The organism is Robinsoniella peoriensis, from assembly GCF_000797495.1.
Taxonomy (GTDB): domain Bacteria; phylum Bacillota; class Clostridia; order Lachnospirales; family Lachnospiraceae; genus Robinsoniella; species Robinsoniella peoriensis.
Map to the genome: position 1 here is coordinate 420,553 of NZ_JTGN01000005.1, position 22,625 is coordinate 443,177.

General features: G+C 39.4%; 18 protein-coding genes. All 18 read right to left on the minus strand.

Annotated elements, in window-relative coordinates:
• Positions 1-60 precede the first annotated feature (60 nt).
• The 18 genes from QR40_RS12685 to QR40_RS12770 all read right to left on the minus strand — a co-directional run bounded on the left by QR40_RS12685 (position 61) and on the right by QR40_RS12770 (position 22,573).
• On the minus strand, positions 61-1,602 hold the full coding sequence (locus tag QR40_RS12685; protein WP_044295307.1) for a SpaH/EbpB family LPXTG-anchored major pilin: 1,542 nt from the start codon (positions 1,600-1,602) through the stop codon (positions 61-63).
• Positions 1,599-4,421 carry a SpaA isopeptide-forming pilin-related protein gene (locus QR40_RS12690; protein ID WP_152614209.1) on the minus strand — a complete coding sequence of 941 codons (2,823 nt, stop codon included), beginning with the start codon at positions 4,419-4,421 and terminating at the stop codon, positions 1,599-1,601. Before QR40_RS12690 ends, QR40_RS12685 begins: the two co-directional genes overlap by 4 nt.
• A 122-nt stretch (positions 4,422-4,543) precedes the next feature.
• Positions 4,544-5,221 (minus strand): LPXTG cell wall anchor domain-containing protein, encoded by a 678-nt coding sequence (locus tag QR40_RS12695; RefSeq protein ID WP_044295310.1) that lies wholly within the window; start codon positions 5,219-5,221, stop codon positions 4,544-4,546.
• Positions 5,222-5,409: 188 nt separating this feature from the next.
• Complete coding sequence (locus QR40_RS12700) at positions 5,410-6,831, minus strand: MBOAT family O-acyltransferase (RefSeq protein WP_052430831.1); 1,422 nt, start codon at positions 6,829-6,831, stop codon at positions 5,410-5,412.
• Between the two features lie 2 nt (positions 6,832-6,833).
• Entirely contained in the window at positions 6,834-7,958 is a 1,125-nt protein-coding gene (locus tag QR40_RS12705) for an SGNH/GDSL hydrolase family protein (RefSeq protein WP_044295312.1), read from the minus strand.
• Positions 7,951-8,802: a class B sortase gene (srtB, locus tag QR40_RS12710; protein WP_052430832.1), complete on the minus strand. Its 852-nt coding sequence runs from the start codon at positions 8,800-8,802 to the stop codon at positions 7,951-7,953. Before srtB ends, QR40_RS12705 begins: the two co-directional genes overlap by 8 nt.
• Positions 8,799-10,472 carry an LCP family glycopolymer transferase gene (locus QR40_RS29820; RefSeq protein WP_052430833.1) on the minus strand — a complete coding sequence of 558 codons (1,674 nt, stop codon included), beginning with the start codon at positions 10,470-10,472 and terminating at the stop codon, positions 8,799-8,801. The genes srtB and QR40_RS29820 overlap by 4 nt, the downstream gene beginning before the upstream one ends.
• Before the next feature lie 43 nt (positions 10,473-10,515).
• The gene (locus QR40_RS12720; RefSeq protein WP_044295314.1) at positions 10,516-11,952 is read right to left on the minus strand and encodes a polysaccharide biosynthesis tyrosine autokinase; all 1,437 of its coding nucleotides are present in this window, start codon (positions 11,950-11,952) and stop codon (positions 10,516-10,518) included.
• A gap of 1 nt (position 11,953) precedes the next feature.
• Positions 11,954-13,378: a CpsD/CapB family tyrosine-protein kinase gene (locus tag QR40_RS12725; protein ID WP_044295315.1), complete on the minus strand. Its 1,425-nt coding sequence runs from the start codon at positions 13,376-13,378 to the stop codon at positions 11,954-11,956.
• Between the two features lie 9 nt (positions 13,379-13,387).
• Positions 13,388-14,323: a hypothetical protein gene (locus QR40_RS12730; RefSeq protein ID WP_027292649.1), complete on the minus strand. Its 936-nt coding sequence runs from the start codon at positions 14,321-14,323 to the stop codon at positions 13,388-13,390.
• A gap of 23 nt (positions 14,324-14,346) precedes the next feature.
• On the minus strand, positions 14,347-15,090 hold the full coding sequence (locus QR40_RS12735; protein WP_044295316.1) for a tyrosine-protein phosphatase: 744 nt from the start codon (positions 15,088-15,090) through the stop codon (positions 14,347-14,349).
• 12 nt (positions 15,091-15,102) lie between these two features.
• Positions 15,103-16,134: an acyltransferase family protein gene (locus QR40_RS12740; protein WP_044295318.1), complete on the minus strand. Its 1,032-nt coding sequence runs from the start codon at positions 16,132-16,134 to the stop codon at positions 15,103-15,105.
• The gene (locus QR40_RS29825; protein WP_052430834.1) at positions 16,135-17,199 is read right to left on the minus strand and encodes a glycosyltransferase; all 1,065 of its coding nucleotides are present in this window, start codon (positions 17,197-17,199) and stop codon (positions 16,135-16,137) included.
• Complete coding sequence (locus tag QR40_RS12750) at positions 17,177-18,403, minus strand: glycosyltransferase family 4 protein (RefSeq protein WP_044295321.1); 1,227 nt, start codon at positions 18,401-18,403, stop codon at positions 17,177-17,179. The genes QR40_RS29825 and QR40_RS12750 overlap by 23 nt, the downstream gene beginning before the upstream one ends.
• A 6-nt stretch (positions 18,404-18,409) precedes the next feature.
• The gene (locus QR40_RS12755; RefSeq protein ID WP_044295322.1) at positions 18,410-19,153 is read right to left on the minus strand and encodes a glycosyltransferase family 32 protein; all 744 of its coding nucleotides are present in this window, start codon (positions 19,151-19,153) and stop codon (positions 18,410-18,412) included.
• Between the two features lie 7 nt (positions 19,154-19,160).
• Positions 19,161-20,102 carry a UDP-glucuronic acid decarboxylase family protein gene (locus tag QR40_RS12760; protein ID WP_027292643.1) on the minus strand — a complete coding sequence of 314 codons (942 nt, stop codon included), beginning with the start codon at positions 20,100-20,102 and terminating at the stop codon, positions 19,161-19,163.
• Positions 20,103-20,116: 14 nt separating this feature from the next.
• The gene (locus QR40_RS29830) at positions 20,117-21,208 is read right to left on the minus strand and encodes a glycosyltransferase (protein WP_027292642.1); all 1,092 of its coding nucleotides are present in this window, start codon (positions 21,206-21,208) and stop codon (positions 20,117-20,119) included.
• Between the two features lie 33 nt (positions 21,209-21,241).
• A complete protein-coding gene (locus QR40_RS12770; RefSeq protein ID WP_044295323.1) occupies positions 21,242-22,573 on the minus strand; it encodes a UDP-glucose dehydrogenase family protein in 1,332 nt (443 codons plus the stop codon).
• Positions 22,574-22,625 lie beyond the last annotated feature (52 nt).

A 22,625-nucleotide genomic window follows, 5' to 3' on the forward strand; every position in this document is an offset into this window, starting at 1 on the left:
TATCTTTTTACAATGAAAGGGGGAAGCTGTCCTTCCCCCTCAAACCTTGTTGATCAGATATTAATGATTTACTTTACGCTTTTTAAAGGAATGTATCAGCAGTATGACAGCCAATACAATGAATCCGATACCTGCTGCCGTAAAGATTGTGGTACCCATTCCACCGGTTACCGGCAGTATAAATGCACTGCTGTTCTTCACGGTTACCTGGGCAATACAGCCGGTATTCTCAATCCCTGCAGGATTTACCGTTACCTTGATTGGCTCATTTAAAAGGTTATAACCATTCGGTGCCTGTGTTTCTACTAAATAATAGGTAGTAGGTTTGTTATCTTCCGTAACTTTATCACCGGTTACTCCATAAGCAAACCCTAAAAATTCAGCCGTTCCGTCTGCTTTTGTGGTTACGATAATGTCATTTCCGTTTACATCCCTGATGTATTTTTTATCTTTTGCATCGCTTAAACTGGCTGCAATGGCGAATTTGGCATCCGGAAGTTTCGTTTCCTGATCATTTGCGTCTACTTTCATAATACCAATTTTTCCGGTATGGACTTCCGGCTTATTTTCAGGCAGAACTTCATAGCTCTTATCCTGGTCAAACTGATTTTTATAATCCAGCCTGGCACCATTCTTAATCTCGGTCTGCATCGGAGCGTCTTCCGTCAGAGTTGTATCAAATACAACTCTTATAAATTTATATCCGCTGTCTGCAAGATATTGGCGTCCCGTCTGAGTAAAGCTGACTTTTATATTGCTCTGGGTTGTTTCTGAGGCATCATAATTCCCGGCTGGAATCAAAACTTCACCCTCACTGCCTGTCTCCGTACTTCTGTCTTTTACCCCATATACCTTAACCGAATCTGCCACGTATTTTAATACACCATCCAGTGCATCGGTAATATCATATTTTTTCGCTGCTGCTACATTAGTCGGTACGGAAGGCTGAATAATCCAGGTTACTTTCCCACCGTGGGTATCCGAAGTTTCATGTTTGTTGGGAACTTTAGTCACATATTTATCAATGTCTGCACTTTCATTTTTGGGATAAACATGAACATCGGTAATCCACCCGTTACCTTCCGGATTCGTCATAGGCACGCTTACAATAAAAGGTGCGACAGGTTCTGCTACCTTTTCACTTGGAAGCTCGGTTACATAATAAAAACCTCTTGGCAGATTGTCAATTGCTGCAATACCCAGATCTTTACCATCTTCATCTGTTCCGGATGTGATAACCGTCTGTGCTGTATCTTTATCTAACATATCCTCTGTAACTTCCGATGCATTTGTGGGGATTTTTCCATCAGTTGAGGATACCGCATTTCCATCCGCATCCAGTGTAATCTTTAATTTTACTATTTCAAATTCAATTCCATTTAAAGGTACTGCGGATGCCGGTATATCTGTGGTCTCATTTCCGTTTCCAGGTGTATCTGCATCTGTTAAGTCATCCATTAAATATTTATGGATGGTAAGGCTGCCTGTGGCCTCCGGCAGATCAGTATCATTACCGGCTGCTGCTGCAGAAACAGCAAACATACCTGTTGTTAAAACTGCTGCCATAAAAACTGCACTCATCTTCTTTATCATTTTTTTCATTTTATTCTGGTTCTCCTTTTCTTGTTATTTGATTTACTGCCAGTAAAAACCAACAGAAATACAGCCAGCATTATTATGCCAACTCCGGTCACAGAGAAGAGCAGTGTTCCGCTGCCTCCTGCAAGCGGCAGTTCTGTGTTTTTAAAATTAGGCAATTTATATATTACTTTATCGCCCTGGATTTCCTTTATAAATGCAGGGGGCAATGGATCTCCTGCTGCTTTTATGGTTATGGGATTCTCTTTGTTGGTCACATCCACATGAATACGCCACTGTCCCAATGGCAGACTATATCCCGGATTGGTCTGAACCTCTGCCAGCTGATAATCACCGCTTGGAACATCTGCAAAGTCTACCAGTCCATTCTGGTCACTTACCACTGTATCTCTCTCGGTCCAGCAGTTTCCCGGTTCATTCGTTACCAATTCATCGTGTTGTGTATCCTGTTGATGTTTTGCAGAACAGCTGTAAAGTTTAAATTTCACATTGCTTAAAGGTTTACTATGATCATTTCCATCCACTTTGTAGAATTGAAAAGGAACTGCTATCAGAGTATTGACAAATAAAGCATGATCTGTATTGCTTGTCCCATCGGCGGATGTATAAGTAATGCTTTTCACTTCCAGGCTGTCTGTACCTTCGGCTTTCCCAATAGCAACTGCTGCTGCATAAACATTCGTGTCATATATATAATTGGGATCTCCGTTATCTTTTTCGGTAATCAGGTAATGATACACATAGTATGCTCCTTCTTTCAGGGTATCCTGTGTAATCTCACTTCCCAGACTGATGGTCCCTAATTTTGCTGTTCCATCGGCTTCATTTACTGTAATTAGCGGTGACGCCAATGCGGGTGTTGCCGGATATGCCGGATCGTTTTTCAACGAAAACTCAAACATTCCTTCCGGAATAGCCGTAATTTCTTTTCCTGTAGGGTATTTTAATTCTTTTAATACTTCTAAGGATACATCGACGGGATGCAAGGGGTCCTGCTGCTCTGCCGTCAGGTGCTGGGTAAAGGCTGCTGCAACGGATACATTCTGATATAAATCCCGCGCTTCTGCAAGTTTTGCCTCTGCCGCTGCCTTAGCTGCCGCTCTGTCCGGTACATATGCAACTGCCGGATCCGTTGATTCACCGCTGCCGACAATATAGGTAATCATACCGGCTTTCCCATTGTGATTTCCCGCAGTCCATTTCAGGGTTATTGATTCCAGATCTCCCCCTTCCGGAGGTATAATTTCCAAATCAATAGTATCCGTATCATCGCCGCCCAGGACAAATGACCCGTCTTCTAATTCCTGAACTCCCTGCAGCTCTCCCGTATCAATTATGCTGCCGCTTCTTCCATTGATTTTCAGTTTACCGTCACGTACAGAAAAAGCGACAGGCATCGGATTTTTGTCATATCCGCCCGGCGGACTGTCTTCTAAAAAATAATAGTCTCCTACCTCCAGTCCCTCTACATCAATTCTCCCGTTTGCATCGGTAATATAACTTCCTGTCACAATATCCGATTCCGGAGACGGATTATCTCCCTGTTTCCGATACAGGACGTATTTTGCACCCGCTTTCGGTTTACCGTCATCCTGTCCCGTTTTGATAAGGGAGATCTTGTGAGTAGTGTTGACGGTACCTTTCTCAACTTTTGTATACATTTTAATTTCAAAGGGTATTCTCCAGGAAAGAGTTGATGCATTGGACTGCACGTCATCAAATCCGGAATCGGTTATAACAAACCAGTTCATTCTGGAATCATTTGCTGCTCCCAGGGTGATAAACAGTTTTCCGCTTCCCAAAATATTCGATAACTGAAGGCTTTCAATTTTACCACCCTGCTGGGAAACCTGCGCTCCTGTGGATATCCCGTCCAATTCCCGGATCTTAATGCTGTCTTCCCGGATATTGACATGGTCATCTCCTGCATAAAATGAGAGAGGCACTGTATATGTTCCGGCAAAGTTTTCCGTTCCATCCACGACATACTTCAGAACTTCATCATCCAGCTTCACAACGTTTTCTGTCAAAAGAGGCTGTAGATTAAATCTTCCTCCCACCCAAAGAGGATACTTGCGGATGGGATTACCATATACATTTACCTCCATGGACCGTCCAAAAATTCCATAGTAGGTCTGTTCTTCCGGTGTTACATCTGATTCAATAACCGCCTTTGATATGGACAGGGGTCTGATGTCCACAATATGATTATAGGAAATATCCCATTTCGCACATGATTTCAGTATAGAGATACCTTGTATATCTCCAATTTCTTTATTGCTTGCATAAATAGTTCCGGTATAAGACTTTAATAAATCTGCAACCGTTGAAAAACTATTTTTCTCCAATGTATTTCCATTCAGAAAGTTTGCAGGATCTGCCATAATAGAATCATAAATTGCCTGGGCAAAATTCTGATCCTTTATTCCGGCTGCCTGAATAGATTCCGGATTAAAATTGCTGATATCCAGTTTCGGCATTCCCGGATCGCTGCCGGGTGGTTCACTTTCCGATTCTGATTGTGCCTGGGATTCTGTTCCTGTGTGAGATTGCGTTTCTGGCTGAGATTCTGTCTGTTTTCCTGTCTCTGCCTGCGTTTCATTCTCTGCCGGTGTCTCTGATTGTGCCTTTGACTCAGTTTGTGCCTGCGTCTCTGAATTTTCCTGCTTTCCGGATTCGGATTGTGTTTCTGTTTCAGGCTCTGCAGTTACTTCAGGCGGAATTGACACATCTCCTGTAAGCCCTGCAGAAGCTTCCACTTGCTGCTTCCAAATTGGATTAGCAGTGAGACATACAGCAAAGCATAAAACGAGTATTATCATTCTTGTTATCCTATTTTTAAACCTCAATGTATTCCCCCCTATCCACGATGCTGCTATTCTGACAGACTACCCTGTAAATATAAGCTCCAAAGCTTTGATGGAAATTCCTGCTGCCGGAATGATCAATACTGGCTGCTTTTTTTACTGCGGAAGACGGCATACGTTCCCAGTCCCATAAATATAATAGCTGCTATAACTGCAATGAGCTCACTTCCATTTTCACCTGTTTTCGGGGAAACACCAGTCTCTTCGCTTTTTCCCTGTTCTTTTTCCTGATATACCAATGCCACCGGTGATGCCGAATGAAAGACCGCACTTGCAATATTCCCATTCGTTGTGGTATCTAATAACTCCCATCCATGCTCCTCACATTTATGCAGCACATAAACCTGAATATTTGATGTAATACTATTGCATACCAGGTCAATGCTGACCGGGTTTTCACTGGATGGCATAGGATCCGCCTGAATTGTTAAATTGCTTATTTTCGTCAGGAATTTGTAATCAGACAGCTTCTCCAGGGAAATAACCTTTGTCTTACTGTTATAAAGTTCCAGTTCATCCTTTCCCAGTGCTTCCGCCAGATTCTTATTCAGATTTTCGTTAATCTTATCCACCTCACTTTGTATTTCCGGATCATCAAACTTATCTGACAAGCTTACGGTTCCTCTGTCGGAGCCGGCGCTTACAATGCCCCCGATACCTGTTGAGACACTGTGAATTATGCCGCTGGCATTTACCTGCATTCCAGTCATCAGAAGCATGCAGACAACTAAAATGACTGCCATTTTTTGTTTCATAGCCAAATCCTCCTTTTCAATAAAAGTATTTTTAATTCTTTTCTTAAGTTTTTTCTGTCGATGTGCACAATATATTTCACTCCTCCTCTCCTGAAGCGTTTTTTAACGCTTTCTATTTATCTAAAACTGCCACAGATATAAATGTTTTACTTTCTATGACAGGCAGATAACCCAATGGCCTTACTAATTTAATACTGGGAATAAATAAATGCTGTATTTCCGGGATAAAATAAGCTTAATAGGATCCAAATTAAAATACATATGAGTACTTTTGATGAAAACTTGTCCATAGGAAGCAGTTTGTAAAATCCATTTCCCTGATTTTTGAATTTAGCAATCAGTGTTGCAATAATCATTATCAGGGCAAATATAACCGTATATATGTAAATATAATCTATCCCCGGTTTCCAGCAGAAAATCCTGCCCAATATGAGGACTGCCTGTTCCACTGAGTCTGCCCGGAAAAATATCCAGCAGACGCAGACAAAAGCATAGGTAAGCAGCCAGGATACGAAAGCACCCACCCCCTGCATCGCCTTATTTTCAACTCTGACAGGATGCTTCTTCCTAAAGGTTAAATAGTTTTTATGAAGAACCAAAGCAAATCCATTGAGCAGCCCCCATACAATATAGGTCCAGTTAGCTCCATGCCAAAGCCCACCCAAAGTCATGGTTATCACCAGATTTAAATAAGTCCGCCCTCTTCCTTTCCTGTTTCCGCCCAGCGGAATATACAGATACTGCATAAGCCAGGAAGACAGGCTGATATGCCAGCGCTTCCAAAACTCTGATAAATTTTTCGATATGTATGGAATATTAAAATTGGGCGGGATCTCAAATCCCAATATCTTAGCAATTCCGATAGCCATATCGGAATAACCGGAAAAATCACAATATATCTGAATGGAATAAGAGATTACCGCAAATATAATAGAAAGCGCACTGTAGGCCGCCGGAGCCTGAAAGACTGCATCCACACATACAGACAACCGGTCCGCTATCACAAACTTTTTAAATATTCCGAAAAGTACAATCTGTATCCCTGCCTCTGCATTTGCTTTTGTAATCTGCCTTTTTTCATTGATCTGCTGAAGAAACTGTTTGTTCTTCACAATCGGTCCCGTTGAGATCTTGGGGAAAAAACCTGTTAACAGTGCCACGGATATGAAATCTGCCGGCTTTAATTCCTCTTTATAGATATCCGCCACATAGCTGATTGCCTGAAATGTGTAAAAGGAAATCCCAAGTGGCATTGCTATTTTCCATAGCTGTACATTGCTTTTTATCTGAAATAAAGACAGGAAAGATTCTGTAAAAAAATGATAATATTTAAAAAATCCCAAAATAATTAACATAAAAGCAATATATATAAATAGAGTTGTTTTCCTTTTTGCAGGATTCTTATTTTCCCTGGCTATATTTTTCCCTGCAATATAAGTCACATAGGTCTGCAGGATAAGTAAAATTAAAAATCTCACATCCAGATAGGAATAAAATATGTAACTGCTGGCCAGCAGAATTTTGTTATGCTGTCTCTTTTCATGCGTAATCATTAACAAAATGATGGTTACACTAAATAAAATCAAAAACTGAATTGATATAAATCCCATAGTTAATTATCCTCACAAGAAATCAGATTTGCTTGACTCAAAGCATTGTATAGTTCTTTTGCAAGAATCCGATGCCCTGTCCTGTTCAGGTGCCCTTCACCCATCGAAGTGTTGTTAAAACCATAGGGAACGCAATACTCCTTCTCATAGCTTTCCAAAAATGCATTCCCGGTATCGATGATCTGAATATCCTGTTTTTTGCAGACCTGCTGAAAATATTGGTAAGTATCATCGCAGGTTACTTCCATATGGTCACCGCTTATTTTTACTATGGGATGGTATAGAATGAATATCTTACCCTGATATTCCTCTTTCATCTTCGTAAATATCTGATCCAATATTTCTTTATAGCGGTAAACGTTACTTATTTTATCCTGCGTCTCCGTTTCCTGCTCCTGTTGATGAATACCAAATGCCCCGCTGAAATCAATTTTAAAATCTGCAAATTGTTTTTGCTGTAATAAATTCAGCAGCGGCATATTTTCTTTTACTGTAATCGCCAGCTTTTGCATTCCGGATATATTTTCCGCGATAGCGGGTCCGTTTTCTTCCTTATTATATGGAATCTGATCCAGACATTTTTCTAAAGTCTGAATGTCACAATTGGTATTAAAGACTTCCAGTACAACCCCTCTGGCATTCGGAAACTCTTTCACTGCCGCCGAAAAATGTCTTAAAAGATCCGGCATATAATGTCCGTCCGTGCCGATATTATAGATATATTCCCTGGGCTCTCCTGTAATCTTCCCGTTCACCAGATCGGTATATCTTTCACCTATTGGAACTTCCTTTCCCTGTGTATGGGAAGATCCCATCACCAGAATATAGTTGTCCCTGGCAATCGGATACTGGTTGATATACCCATTCTCATCCACTTTTCCGATTCCAAAGCCTTCCAAAGCATTGGAATAAAAGGAACCGGGATTCCAAATTGCACTGGTAGCTGATTCCGATCTGCTGATCCACCCAGGCTGATGAAAATAGATGAATATAAATAAATTGACGAAGCAAAAGGAAATTATTATGGCAGATATCCAGGCTGCCAGGGTTTTGACTGTTCTTTTCATCTCTACATCCTTTCGTATCCGTGCACCAGCTGCAGCTGCTGCAGCGAATATTCTAATCATTTTGCATTACCCCAAGGACCAGAAATCTGTAATTACTTCCCATCCCGTGGCAGGTTGATAACGTAAGAATTTTATCGGTTGGAAGGAGTGCAGTATTCTCGTCAGTATTGCTTCTCATATCACGGATATTCATGATTTCTTTTAGAAAGGGAAAGAAGGACTCATCGCCTGAAAAATCATAACTTTTCATAATATGCCGGTTGTCAAATAACACTGCCGCAAATATCCGGTAAGTCAGTTTCTTATCTTTCATATAAATATAAATCTCCCGGTTGGCATCGAAAAAACTTTTATCCTCAAAAAGGCGTAACTCCCCAAACATATCTCCGTTTTTCATGTTATGTCCGTATAAAACTGTTACAGGGTCCATAAAATCTTTGCTATTATAATCTTCACTGAAAATAGATCCTTCTATATTGGCACTGCCGTCCGGTGTCTTGTCCAGATAATAGCTATTGTCATCTTTTCGCTGGACAACCGGATAATTTACCTTTGTACCCGGTATCTCTATCCACGCATAGACATCCGGCATTTCTTTTTGTATCTTCACAATATTTACCGGTAGGTCCGTTGGCTGATCTGTTGTTGTATCGGTGGATGAGGGAGACTTCGAATCTGTTTCTTTTGGTTTATTGTCTTTGTTTACCGAATCCTTCTCGTCCTGGTTTTTAGTCCCTTCTTCTTCTGCATCATTTTCCGTTACCGCAGCATACTCATAGAGTTTCGCAGCAGCCAGCTTCTGCATTTGTCTGTTTACCGCAAAACCAATACATAACCCTGCCAGTAAAAATGCTGCAATTCCCACAATGAGCCACTTTAAACCTGCCCTTTTCTTCTTATTCAACTTCCATCACCGCCGCTGTTCTTTGTTTCGGTTTCTGCCTCCGCGTAAAAATTATCGAGTATTACATCATATAACTGATCCTGGTCTATATGAAATTCTTCATAATAAGTTCCTTTTTCTGTTTTACCGGGAAGCATCTGAATGTCGTCCCCGCTGAAATTTGTATCCAGCATCAGGGTTGCCAGGTAAACTGCATGATCAAGCCCAAGGTTTGTCACCATATTTTTAGACAGCTCCTGATAAAGCTTAACCGGCAAAGACGGGTCTTTTCTGATCGTTCCTTTTGCTGCATTTAAAAATGACAATATATATGTTTTCTGCCTCTGCATACGCATTCCATTGCCGCCGCTTTTAGTAATATCTCTTCTTTGGATAAATTTCATAGCCTGTTCTCCGGTCAGGGTGATTTTCGCCCCCTTTTGAAATGCCGGGTCATCATATTCCATATCTTCCGGTATGGTTACCGTAACGCCGCCTACCGCATCATTTAATTTTGAAACAGCTTCCAGATTTATCGCAGCGTATCCATGAATCGGGAGGTTATACATTAATTTTGAAACAGCTTCCTTCATCATTTCACAGGATTTATCAGAACCATCCCCATATGCATAGGCAAGGGCCAGATGATTCTTTTCTTCACCAAGATAATTTCCTTCGTAATCATAATTTTTAATTGCAGTCATGGTATCTCTCGAAATACCAAATATTTTCATTTTTCGGGTATCCGGATTCAGGGAAAGGAGAAAAACAGCATCCGCCTGTCCACCTTTCCCGGATATTCCCGGTATGGTTTCTATTTCCTGAGTGCGCTTATCGATACCCATACATAAAATGTTGATTACGTTTTCCTGGTAACGATATGCTTTTCCATCATGGTAGTATAAAGACGGATCATACGCTTGCTCTTCATTTTTACCATCTTGCTTACCTTTGGCATCCTCACTTTCTTTTTCCAGTGTGGGTGCCTTGCTCAGTGTGTTCTTTTGCAGCAGGCTGTTCTTCCCCATAACCCGGTACGTATGATAGACTCCAAACCCGCCCATCCCCGTAAACACGCATAAAGTAAAGCAGACAAGCACAATCCTGATTAATATTTTAAATTTTCTGCCTTTTGAAAATACATAACGGTAGAACATCGCCAAACCAAATCCAAGGAATCCCCCTAAGGTGTTGCAAACAAGGTCATCTATATCAAATACACCTGTCCTGGTTTGGAACTGAATAGTCTCAATAAAAAGACTGCAAAGAGGAATCACCAGGAGTAAAAAATATTTCTTCTTTCCGTCGGATCGGATTAACTGTATAAAAACTCCCACCGGTACAAAAAGAAGGATATTACCAAATATCCGGACGATCGCCCTGTTGGGATATCCGGCACGATATATTTCATCAAATAAAATCAGATTCACTTTCGCTTCTTTCATCGGTACTCTTGTAAAAAGTGTAATGCTGAGTATGATCCCTAGATACAGAAGCAGCATACTGATTACGGAGATATTCCGAACCTTTATCTTAGCAGTATCGGTGATATGCAGGTGCGCTGCGGTAAAATAAACCGCAATACACAATAAAACAGCTGACAACACCATAATCAGAAAGGAAAAGGGAACTTTTTCTAATTCTGCTGACATGGTTTCCAGCACTTTACCGAAATTAATGATCGCTTTCATAACATCCTCCTTTGCATCTGTATTCTAAATCCGATCTGTATCTTTAATTTTCCCCATCCGATACTTTTTGTTTGTAATAACGGTAAGACTTTCCATAATAATAGTTGTGATATCCGTACTTTAGGAACCCTGCTTCCACATAGTTTAAAACGTAACCCACCAGCTTAAGATCTGAATTTGCAAGCATTTCCATGCCTTCCCGCACGTACCTTGCTTCCACATAATCCTGTCTCACCAGATATATTCCGGCATCTGCATACTCGGATATCATAGATGCATCTGTAAAAAAAGAAACCGGCGGCGTATCTATGACCACATAATCATATTCACTGCCCAAAGAATCCATAATTTCCTGAAAACGGGGATTGGAAAGAACATTTGCAGTATCTTCCCTTGCTTTTCCGGCACACAAAACCATAATATGATCCCTGTACTTTTTAACTGCCTTCTCTAATTCCAATTTATTTTCTATAACATCCTGCAAGCCTTCTCCACTGCTCTCTATTCCCAGCATCGTGCCGATGGAAGGATGCCTCAGATCACAGTCAACCAGAACCACTCTTTTTCCTTCATCTGCCATAGCCTGAGCCAGATTCACCGCAAATGTTGTCTTGCCTTCACTTGGCAGTGAACTGGTGATCATCAGGATTTTGGCATTCTCTTCTTTCAGGTGTTTTGCAGTTCTGGACTGTATGGACCTTATGGCCTGGCGGAAATCATAGGAAACCTTCTTGTCCGAAATTAAGATATGGCGTACTTCTTTATTGGTCCGCTTCTTCTCCTTCACTTTCGGAATGTACGCCAGGCAGTCCAGATTCACAATTTTTTTCATATCCGTCTCTCTGCGGATTGTTTTTCTTGTGAGGGCATAGCATACCAGAAGAACAAATACACAGCAGCCTCCGGACAGAATACCCATAAGGATGTACTTTAACTGTGGATATGGATTCACTGGGTTCTCTGTTGCCAGGGTGTAATCGATTACATTTAACTCTACCGTTCCAACATTTTTGGATGCATATACCGGATAAGTTTCCTGGAAAGCTTCCATCATTGCATTTGCCTGGTTATAATCCGCAGAAGTTATCATTACATTTAGCATATTAGAGGAACTGGTATTATACATGCGGATGCTCCCGGGCAGCTTTTCTTCCTTAATCTGCATCTTCTGTTTTATATCAGAGGACAAACCGGTATTTGCCAGAATATCCGGAAACGATGCACTCAGCCGCCCTGTGATCACCACATCTGTTGCTGCATCTCCTGTTTTCGTCACCACGTATGTCAGTTTTGCCTGATAAAGCAGGGTATAATTCCAGGATTTAACTGCAACTATTCCGCCTGAAGTCATAAGAAAGACAAGCAGAAGCAGAATTTTCCAACGCTTCAAGCCATTCCACATATTATCAATAAAATTTCTCACGTCCAGAATTTTATCGTCATCATAAATGATGTCTATTTTATCATTGTATAGCTGCATGTTAATTCCTCACCTTCACGTCATGGTTATTCGCCGGACCTCTGTCATATCTTCCATAATATTTCTTATATCCATATGCCTTCGCTCCTGCCCTGCCGACAACTCTGGAACAAACCGCATTTAACACAAACCCGGTAACTTCCGTCCCTCCCCGTTCTAACAGATCAATGATGTCATTGATATTTCTGGCCTTTGCCATATTCTGCCTGATCACTAAAATTGTCTGTGGAATGATAGAAGCCAGAACTTCCACATCTCTGATGATTCCGGCTGGAGGGACATCCAGTATAATATAGTCCATCTCTTCTTCTGCTCTTTTTAACAATTCTTTTGCTTTTTCATTTGTTAAGAGGATATCGCTTTCGATCATGGTTTTTGTGGAAAAGCAATAGTTAACCAGATCATTTTTTTCCCGGAAAATAACGTCTTCATAGGATGCTTTGCCCTCCAGATACGAGACAATATCCCTCCCCACCGGAATCTCCCGGTCTAAGATACGATACAATGCAGGTTTCTTCATATCTACATCAATCAGAAGTACTTTTTGCCCTCTGGATGCCAGTTTTAGTGCAAGGTTTGCAGCAATTGTAGATTTTCCTTCATTTTCCATAACACTGGTTACCATGAAAGTTTTGTCCCGGCTTTTTTCCAGCTTACGCAGCAGCATCGTTACCGTTTTACTCATTTCTTCAGAATAAGTAAAGCTGACCGTAGGATTGGAAAGTAAGATACTCTTTTTTGCGTATTTATTTTCAAAGTGTATTTCACCCAGATAGTCAGCGTCTATCAGCTTCTTTGCCTGCATGGCATTCTGAATTCTCCCGCTGAATATATTGGCAATGCCTATCATACTTATTTCCATTAAGATCACAAATATAAAAATGGTTATGGAAATTGCCATGGCATTATTAGACTCACAGGTAATCTTCGCTGCCAGGGGCGCACCGGTTTTCTCCATCAGGTATCCGCCTGTCAGATAGGAGGATACCTTAGCATAATTCTTTAAAGCAGCAGACATCATCCGAAAGGAAGCCTCTGCTGATAAAGCCCTGGTTTCCAGCAGAATCATGTTGGAGCCCTCTACACTTTTTGCCTGTATCGTTCCGGGAAGTTTGCTGCAGTCAAGCTCTTCCCGGACACGGCTGCCCAAAACATCACTGTTCAGGGAGCTGACACATCTTCCCACCACATTGTTTATGTTATAATCCCCTAAGGAACTGAGTGTATTATCTCTGGATATTACAACCATGTTCATTTTGGATACATACACGTCCGGTCTGATCCGGTTCCAGATCCCGAAAAAACAAATTCCAAAGGTAAATGCCAGCATCAGTATGTACGGAATATTTTTCAGCAATGTCCGTCCTATCGATATATAATCGATTCCGGAATCCTTTATTTCCTCCTGACGATTGTCATAATCCATAATTTCCTCCTATTCTACTACCACCAGAAGCTCCGCATTGCAGGTATACTCCTGGCTGTCTGTGGTATAAGTATATACAACAGAGTAATTACCCTTTTTTCCGGTATCAACATTGGATGCGTATTTTATTCGGGAAATATTAATCCATTTTCCGGACTTCTCTTTTGCTTCTGCTTCTGTGACTTCTTTCTTTTTCCCGTTCACTTTCATGCTTACCATAGGACCAAAATCGATACTCAGGGTCATCTGGTCATATACATAATCCAGATAATCCGTTGGCTCAAAAGCATCACCTTTTGAAAGATAAATGACATATTGCTTTAACATAATCTTAGGAACAAAGTTTCTTTCCTCATAACTGTCATCATAGATTTCCACTTTTACAGGCAAGGCGGCGGTATCCCCTACGCTGTTAGTCACCTGAAGTGTGCAGTCATAGATTCCCGCTTTAGGATCTTCATCAAATTTATCTTCTCCTTCAATTTTGATGAACGGACTGATATCACCATCCAGACAGTCATCTGCTTTTACATACTGAATCAGAGATATGTCTTCATTTTTAGAAAAACGAAGGGGACTGGTGATGGAAAACCTTGGGCTGTGATAATCTGTATAATGCAGTTTTCTCGTTACAGCTCCAATATTATTGGAATGGTCAAATGCCGCATAAGAAATCATAAATTCGTTATCAGCACCTGATTGATCTTTTTCAATACTCTCAATCAGCAATGAATCCGTAACATCTCCATCCTGTTCATCGATGGCTTTAATCCCTTTCATCAGTTCTTCATTCCCCGCCTCAATGGAAGCTGATATTTCCTCATTTTCACAAATAAGATCCGGACCGGTCACATCCCGCTTCTTCTGCATCTGATATACCTCATATACACCAAAACCCAGAGAAATGATAAAAGCCAATATAATGAATCTTTTAATCCATTTCATAATATGAATCTCCTCTTTCTGTACTATATAAACGTTAAATGATGCGGCTGTAAGGTTTGTATCTCTTCATTATTAATAATGCGGTCCGGATTTTTTTCCAAAAGTAATTCTGCGTATTCCACAGAAAATTCTTTTATCAAGAACCTCCGGATTCTATCCATGGAAATAGTTCTCCCGGCATAACCGTGTGCATCGGAAGCCACCAATTGTACCAGATTGGAGCGGAGCATTGCATATGCCAGCCTCGCTGCATATGTCCCAAACTCTCCAAAGAGACTTCCTTTGTTAATCTGCATTGCACAATCCTGCTTTATTAATTCATAAATAAATTCCGGATTATCCTGCATAAAATAATACCGTTCCGGGTGTGCCAGAATAACCCGGTACCCTATTGCCTGTATCTGACAAATTGCCTGGTTAACCTGCTGCGGTCGTTCCCGGAAATCAAACTCTAAGAGAACATAACTGCCGTGATTCATCGCGATCACTTCTTTGCGGTCCAGCTTCTCACATAAGTGATCATCGAAATACAACTCCATTCCCGGTAATATTTCTACCGGAATCTGATAACCCTTCAGTTTCTTTCGCAGATATTCCAAAACCTCATAATAATCTACCGTGGAATAAGGATAACAGTTTCCATGGCTGGCTGCGAAGATCCTGTCTGTGCCATTTTCATAAGCCGTATATATCATATCGATACTCTCTTCCACTGTCTCAGGTCCGTCATCAAGACCGGGTAAAATATGTGCATGGATATCTGTCACGGAAGATACCTCCTATCCTTTCATTTTTTTATATGGATTTTTCAACTGTGCAAAATGTAAGAAGGCGGAAAAAAGGATTACAAGTCCAAGCACCAGAACCGGTTTCACATACAGACCAAAATCACCTGCAAAAAACGGTATCCGTTCCCAGAACTTTCCCACCACTTCAATGACAGCAACCTGACTAATATAAATATACAAATATAGATTAGAACCAATCTGTTCTATTAACGTTCCTTTTTTGCTGTTCCCGTTTTGTATTGCATAAAGGTAAAGTCCGGTAATAAACACTACATTTCCGGTATATAACAATGCATTGCCCACGAACCGGCTTTCCATTATAATCATTACCGTTCCCAACACTGAAATTAAGAGGGGAATATTTTTATTTTTTATCAACTGAATATCTTTTTCTTTGTTATGAAGATAATGTCCCAGCATAAAAAACGGATAACCTGTAAGCAGAAAATTCCGGTACCATTTTAAATGGATACCAAATCCCAATACGGTTCCCAGCTCACAAAGTACCAGATTCACAATCAGTAAAATACTTGCGGTTAAATAAAGAACAAAGTACCGTTTTCCAAATATCTTTACCAGAATCCCAAACAACAGATAAACATATAACGCTGCGGGAATATACCACAGTACTCCATTGATCGAATCGGTTACATTAAACAGCAGAAAATCGAATATATTCTGACTCTGAAAGATTGCCAGGCTCAGCCATTCCATCGCTTCTGCTATGCCGCCGCTTAATAATTTCGGCAGAAAGCGCCAGCCGATATAGCAGATCATGGCCGCCACCAGTAACTGTAATGTTTTCTTAATCCTTCGCCCGGTAACCACAAGGGTTGTTTCCTTATCTGCAAAGAATGTATAATACCCACTCAGCATAAAAAAGAAAGGAATACCGGTTCTTGCAAAAGCAGATATTACCGCACCGGGAACCGAGGGAAAGCGGCAATGGATTAATACAATTCCCATACAGGCAAGGCCTTTTAGGTAATTCAAAAAATAGTTGGTTTGGTTTTGGTTTTTCATTTAAGGATTTCCCCATTCCTTTTTTATAACTAAATAAAGATCTAAGAAACTAGCTTTAAAACTACTCTTAAAATTACTAATATACTTTTGATAGAAAATCACATAATATATCCAAACAAATATATTTTTATCCGTTAGAAATTTACATCGTAAATTTGCACATTGTATAGATTTGTTTAAAAATATATCCTTTGTATTTGAATAATTATTTTTGAAATCTTTTGAATTAATTACTCTTAATAAGCTTTGATAATATAATTTTCTTTCCATACATGTAAAAATTCTATTTTTCAATGTTTTGACTCCATGCCATGATGTGTTAGCACTATGGCATCTTCTGTATATTGAACAAAAATTAATTTTATAAGAACTATCCAAAAAATTAGCAAATCCCCACAAAAATGTATCATGTCCTATTCCTATCCCTGAAATATCATATTTCATAATTTCTTGAAAAAATTTGTTTTTTATACACATACAACATCCCAAGCCTGTTAAAATATGATTTGTCTTTGAATACGATATATAATTTATAGACATGTCATAATCTTTTGGATTATTGCTTTGATAAAAAACAGCTTGATTAGAATAATAGTTCCCCGAAAAATTTGCACACTCTGCTAACAAGACATTTATATTGGCATTATCTTCCATAGCCTCTGTCATAATTTCAATTTTTGTATTTACCCATATATCATCCTGATCACAAAGAAAAATATACTTTCCAGTTGCTTTTTTTATAGTATCAATAAAGTTTTGAGAATATCCTTTATTGATCTTATTTTCCAAAAGCAACCAAGTCTTTTGCAATGAGTATTTTTCTATATATGACTGTATAATGCTAACTGTATTATCCGTTGATGCGTCGTCAGCTATAAGCACCTCATCTACTTGTAAAGTTTGTTTTCTCAATGAATCTAATTGTTCAATAATAAATCTTTCACCATTATAAGTAGCTAATACTACACTTACACTCTTTGATATTCTGCTTTTTTCATCTTGCATTTTTATATACCCTGACTCCTCTTGTGAAAATATATCTTTATTGTTTTTTATAGATTTCATTCATAAATGATATCTTTTTATCCCATGTATAATTATCAAGTACTTTCTTATACGCTGCTAATCCCTTTTCCCTTACCAGTTCCGGCTTTCTAATACATTCTTCCATTATTTCTGCAAGCTTCATTATGTATTCTTCACGGCTATTCCCAGATATTAAAAATCCTTCCTGGTCGGTAACCATCAGGGCCGCCCCACCTTGATTTAATGTAATTACCGGTAATCCATGAGAAAAAGCTTCTACTAATACAGTTCCTGTAGTTTCCCTCAGACTTGGAAATATAAAAAGATCTGCTTTATCGTAATACTTTTGCATGTTTTCATATGATAATTTTCCAGTAAAAATCACTTTTTTATTTAAATTCTTTTTATTACAGGATTCTTTTAAATAGTCTGACTCCGGGCCATCACCGCACAAAATCACCTGATACTTCAACTCAGAATCCACAATCGATAAGGCATCTATTAATAGCGAAAGACCTTTTCGGAACACCATACGGCCTGACCATATAAAGGTCATTATTTTTTCTGGCTGATTCGATAATCTTGCTATTCTATCAGTCATTAGAACCTTTTCTTTTTCAATTGCCACATCCAGAAGCAAATAGCATTTTTGCTTATTTTTGATATGCGGCAGCAAAAAATCATACGTTTCCCGGTTGGTAAAAAAAATAGAATCTGCTTTATTAATGGCTCTTTTGTATCTGGGATTGCGAATCGTTATTTTATTAATCAATGATCGAATATCTTCTTCTGCCCTGTTATGCCTGGTATAATATTTAAGCGGCTTCGGCGTTTGCTGTGCACCGCCGATAGGTCCCAGCAGATAGCGGGTATTTATCTTGTACAGAAATCCTATTAAACGAAAATCGCTGGTAGAAACATGATGAATAAGATCAAACTGATATATCTTATGCAGCTTTTTTATCATACTATATGCCGGATACTGCCATAATTTCTGGTATACCAGAAACCCTTTTCCTGTTTTATAATAGAAATTCATCCAATCCGGTATATCACAATAGAAGAAATGCATATTGGTTATGTTATGCTCTGATAAGTATCTTTCAATCTGTGGTTCCCTGTCTTTTCGTGTCACCACATATACCTCATGGTCAGTTCTCATATAAAATGGCCAGAGCCATCCAAGCCCCTCATCACTCCCTGCATTGGGTTCACAGGAAAAAGAATAGTATAAGATTCTCATCTGGGTTTATCTCCTTTTACGTCCGTTATTCCACCTGTCGAATCTATCATGTCCCATTATTTTCAGAAGCATTTTCTTTAATGCCATTTTGATCGTATCCGATAATTTTTTTTCAAGCCAGGTCCCCATCATGTGATGAATCATATATGTATTTTCAGTTTTCCTGATATGTGAATTATCCATGTCATAACCAGTAAAATACTCAACCGGATAAATCTTCATATCGGAATGTATAATCTGTAAGGTATCATTGGTCTGTAAACCATACTTCTTTGCCAGCATAGTCAAATGATCATTGATGGGTGTTATGTCCATCGTTCCATCCTCTGACTGAAAATTGCGGGTATGATAAGTTCTTAAAAACTCTGCTAAAAATGGATGGTGCGGAACCGATGCAATGAATGCTGCCGTTAACAAAGTTTCTGTCACAAATCCGGATACAAAAGTTTCATTGTCTAAAATATCATTGAGGGATTTTACTACTTCAACATCCGTATCCAGATAGATACCGCCATAATTACACAACACCTGAACTCTTACATAATCGCTCACAAAAGCGTATTTATTGCATTCATAAGCCTGCTTTACATACGCAGGTGCAAGGTGTATCTCAAAATTGTTTTCATTCCACTCTATGATTTGGTATTCCGGGAGCATTTTTTCCCAGGTACTTATGCAAAATTGTATTAACTTACTTTTTTCTCCTTTACCAAACCAGCAGTAATGCAGTATCTTAGGAATTGTTTGCATATCTGTTTTACCTCCATGACAAATCCGAAAAATACTGGATCGTTTTTTCCAGTCCTTCTCTTAAGCAGATACCCGGTTCCCATCCCAGTTCTTTTCTCGCCAGTTCAATCACTGGTTTTCTCTGCATCGGATCATCGGAAGGCAGTGGGTGAAATACCAGTTTCGATTTACTTCCAGTCAGTTCAATCACAAGTTCCGCAAGGCTTTTAATCGTAAATTCACCCGGATTCCCGATATTTACAGGACCCGTAAATCCTTCGTGGGAATTCATAAGCCTCACCATTCCTTCAATTAAATCATCTGCATAGCAGAAACTTCTTGTCTGGCTTCCATCTCCATAAATGGTGATATCCTCATCTTTCAGCGCCTGAACTATAAAATTTGATACGACTCTTCCATCATTAGGATGCATCCTGGGTCCATATGTATTAAAGATTCTCATAACCTTTATATCTACGTTATGCTGTCTGTGATAGTCAAAAAATAACGTTTCCGCCACACGTTTTCCCTCATCATAGCAGGAACGGATTCCGATGGTATTCACACAGCCCCGGTAGCTTTCCGGCTGTGGATGAATCTCCGGATCGCCATATACCTCACTGGTACTTGCCTGCAGTATTCTTGCATGTACTCTTTTTGCCAGTCCCAGCATATTCATGGCACCCAGTACACTTGCTTTGGTTGTTTTTATGGGATTATACTGATAGTGAATCGGACTGGCAGGACATGCCAGGTTGTAAATCATATCTACCTCTGCATACAGGGGATTCACAATATCATGACGTAAAAATTCAAAATTTTTCTTATCAAACAGATGCTCTATATTTCTTTTGCTTCCTGTAAATAAATTATCTACACAGATTACTTCATGCCCCTCATTTACAAGACGTTCACATAAATGAGAACCTAAAAATCCTGCTCCTCCTGTTACTAAAATTCTGTTCTTCAATTTTTATCCTTCTTTCAATAAAACTTATTAATGTTAATTCCAACTTTTTTTAACAGATAAATGATGAAAAGTACTCCTAAACTCATATTGCATTTCAATAAAATCAATATAATTTTTAATTTGTATCCTCCACCATGCACTGTCAGATTTTTAATTGCCTCTTCCACACATGGCAATGATAAATATTTATTTAAAAGATAATATGACTTCTTTATCTTTTCTTTTTCTGTAATATTATTCATCAATTCTATAATAGATAAAACATTAGATCCGGAATATAATTCAAATATATCTACGCACATCTCAGCCATAACCTCAGACCGGATCCGTTCTCTCGCTTCTGACAGAGCTATTTTGTTTTGCAGTAAATTACTTCCCTGTAAAGTTCTCAGAAGCGCACCGCTATTTCTGATATAGTAATAATAGAGCTCTTTATGAATAGAACACATGGAACGGGCATGGATGCAAAACTCACAGATAAACATTGAATCTTCATTCAGAATAATTTTTTCATCAAAACGAATATGATGTCTGTCAATAATATCCTTTCGAAATAAATGCTTCCAGACCATACCTTTTTCTCTTTTCGGATCAATGTCTCCTTTACCATTCCACCTGCTGATACTTAGTTTTGATATTCCTATTAACCGTGGAAAATAATTTTTCATTATCAATTTATTGGAATTGTATTCATACTTATCTTTTGGCAATACACTTTCTGTTATCCCATCTGGAAATACAGCATAATATCCAAATGAGACAAGGTCTGACTCCTTTTGTTCAATTAAGGATGATAATATCTTAAGTGCATCTTTATCTATTTCGTCATCAGGATCTGCAAATAAAATGTATTTTCCCCTGGCTTGGTCCAAGCCTTTATTTCGTGCTGATGAGACACCACCGTTTTCTTTTTCTATATATATAATTCTCCTGTCTCTTGTCGCGTAATCTTTACATATAGCAGAAGTGTCATCATCCGATCCATCGTTAACCAATATTATTTCATAATTACGGAATCGATTTTCGATAATACTGTCCAGGCATACATTTAAATAGGCGCTCACGTTATAGCACGGAATTATAATACTAAAAAGACACTGTTCCATAATCCATAGCTCCTTTAATCCACAGAAATGAAATCAATTTTTCCCCACCCCAATCTGATAATATGTAAATCCAAGCTCTTCCACCGCTTTCTTCTCATACTGATTTCTGCCATCGAAAATAACCGGAGTTTTCATTCTCTTCAGCATCTCCTGAAAATCAGGTGAGCGGAATTCTTTCCACTCGGTTATCAGCAGCATGGCATCCACATCCACTAGTGCAGAGTATTTGCTTTTCACATATTCCACATGGGAGTTATCTTTCAGATAACAGGTTCGGGCTTCGTTTTCCGCCTTTGGATCATAAGCCTTAATCTTCGCACCTCTTTTTGTCAGTTCCGAAATAATGGTAATGGATGCCGCTTCCCGCATATCATCTGTCTCCGGTTTAAAAGACAGCCCCCATACGCCAAAACATTTATCACTCAGATCTTCACCAAAATAATCTGCCACTTTCTGTACCAGGACTTTTTTCTGCATAAAATTGACCTCTTCTACCGATTTTAAAAGGGATGCCTGATATCCGGACTCTTCTGCTGTGCGGATCAATGCCTGCACATCCTTTGGAAAACAGGAGCCGCCATAGCCGCAGCCGGGATAAATGAAACTGTAGCCGATCCTGGAATCACTGCCGATCCCAAGCCTGACATGATTCACATCCGCACCCACCAGTTCACAGATATTAGCCATTTCGTTCATAAAGCTTATTTTAGCCGCCAGCATGGAATTGGCTGCATATTTCGTCATCTCTGCACTGGCAATATCCATACAGATAAAATTATTGGTGTTCAGTACATAATGCTTGTAAAGTTCTTTCATCATGGAAAAGGCATGTTCATTATCTGCACCTATAACGATTCTGTCCGGGCGCATGGTATCTGCTATGGCATTACCTTCTTTTAAAAATTCAGGATTGGAGATTACATCAAATGTCAATTCCAGACATCGTTTATCCAATTCTTCCTGGATTTTTTTCCGTACCTTTCCTGCCGTTCCCACCGGAACTGTAGATTTATCTATAACAAAGACGTGGTTCTCCATATATTTTCCAATGGATGCCGCCACGGAAAGCACGTATTGCAAATCTGCACTTCCATCTTCACCCATTGGCGTTCCAACTGCAATAAAACAGATTTTAGATTTTTGAATTGCTTCCTGCAGCGATGTTGTAAAACTAAGGTGCCCCAGTTCTAAATTCCGGACTACAATTTCTTCTAATCCAGGTTCATATATTGGAATGGTTCCATTTTGCAGGTTTTTAATTTTGACTGCATTGGTATCCACGCATACTACTTCATTTCCCATTTCAGACAGACATGCCCCTGTTACCAGCCCCACATACCCTGTCCCAATGACGGTAATTCTCATAACCGGTTCCTCCGTATTTCAGTAATTTTCAGATTTGTACTTCTTCTATATG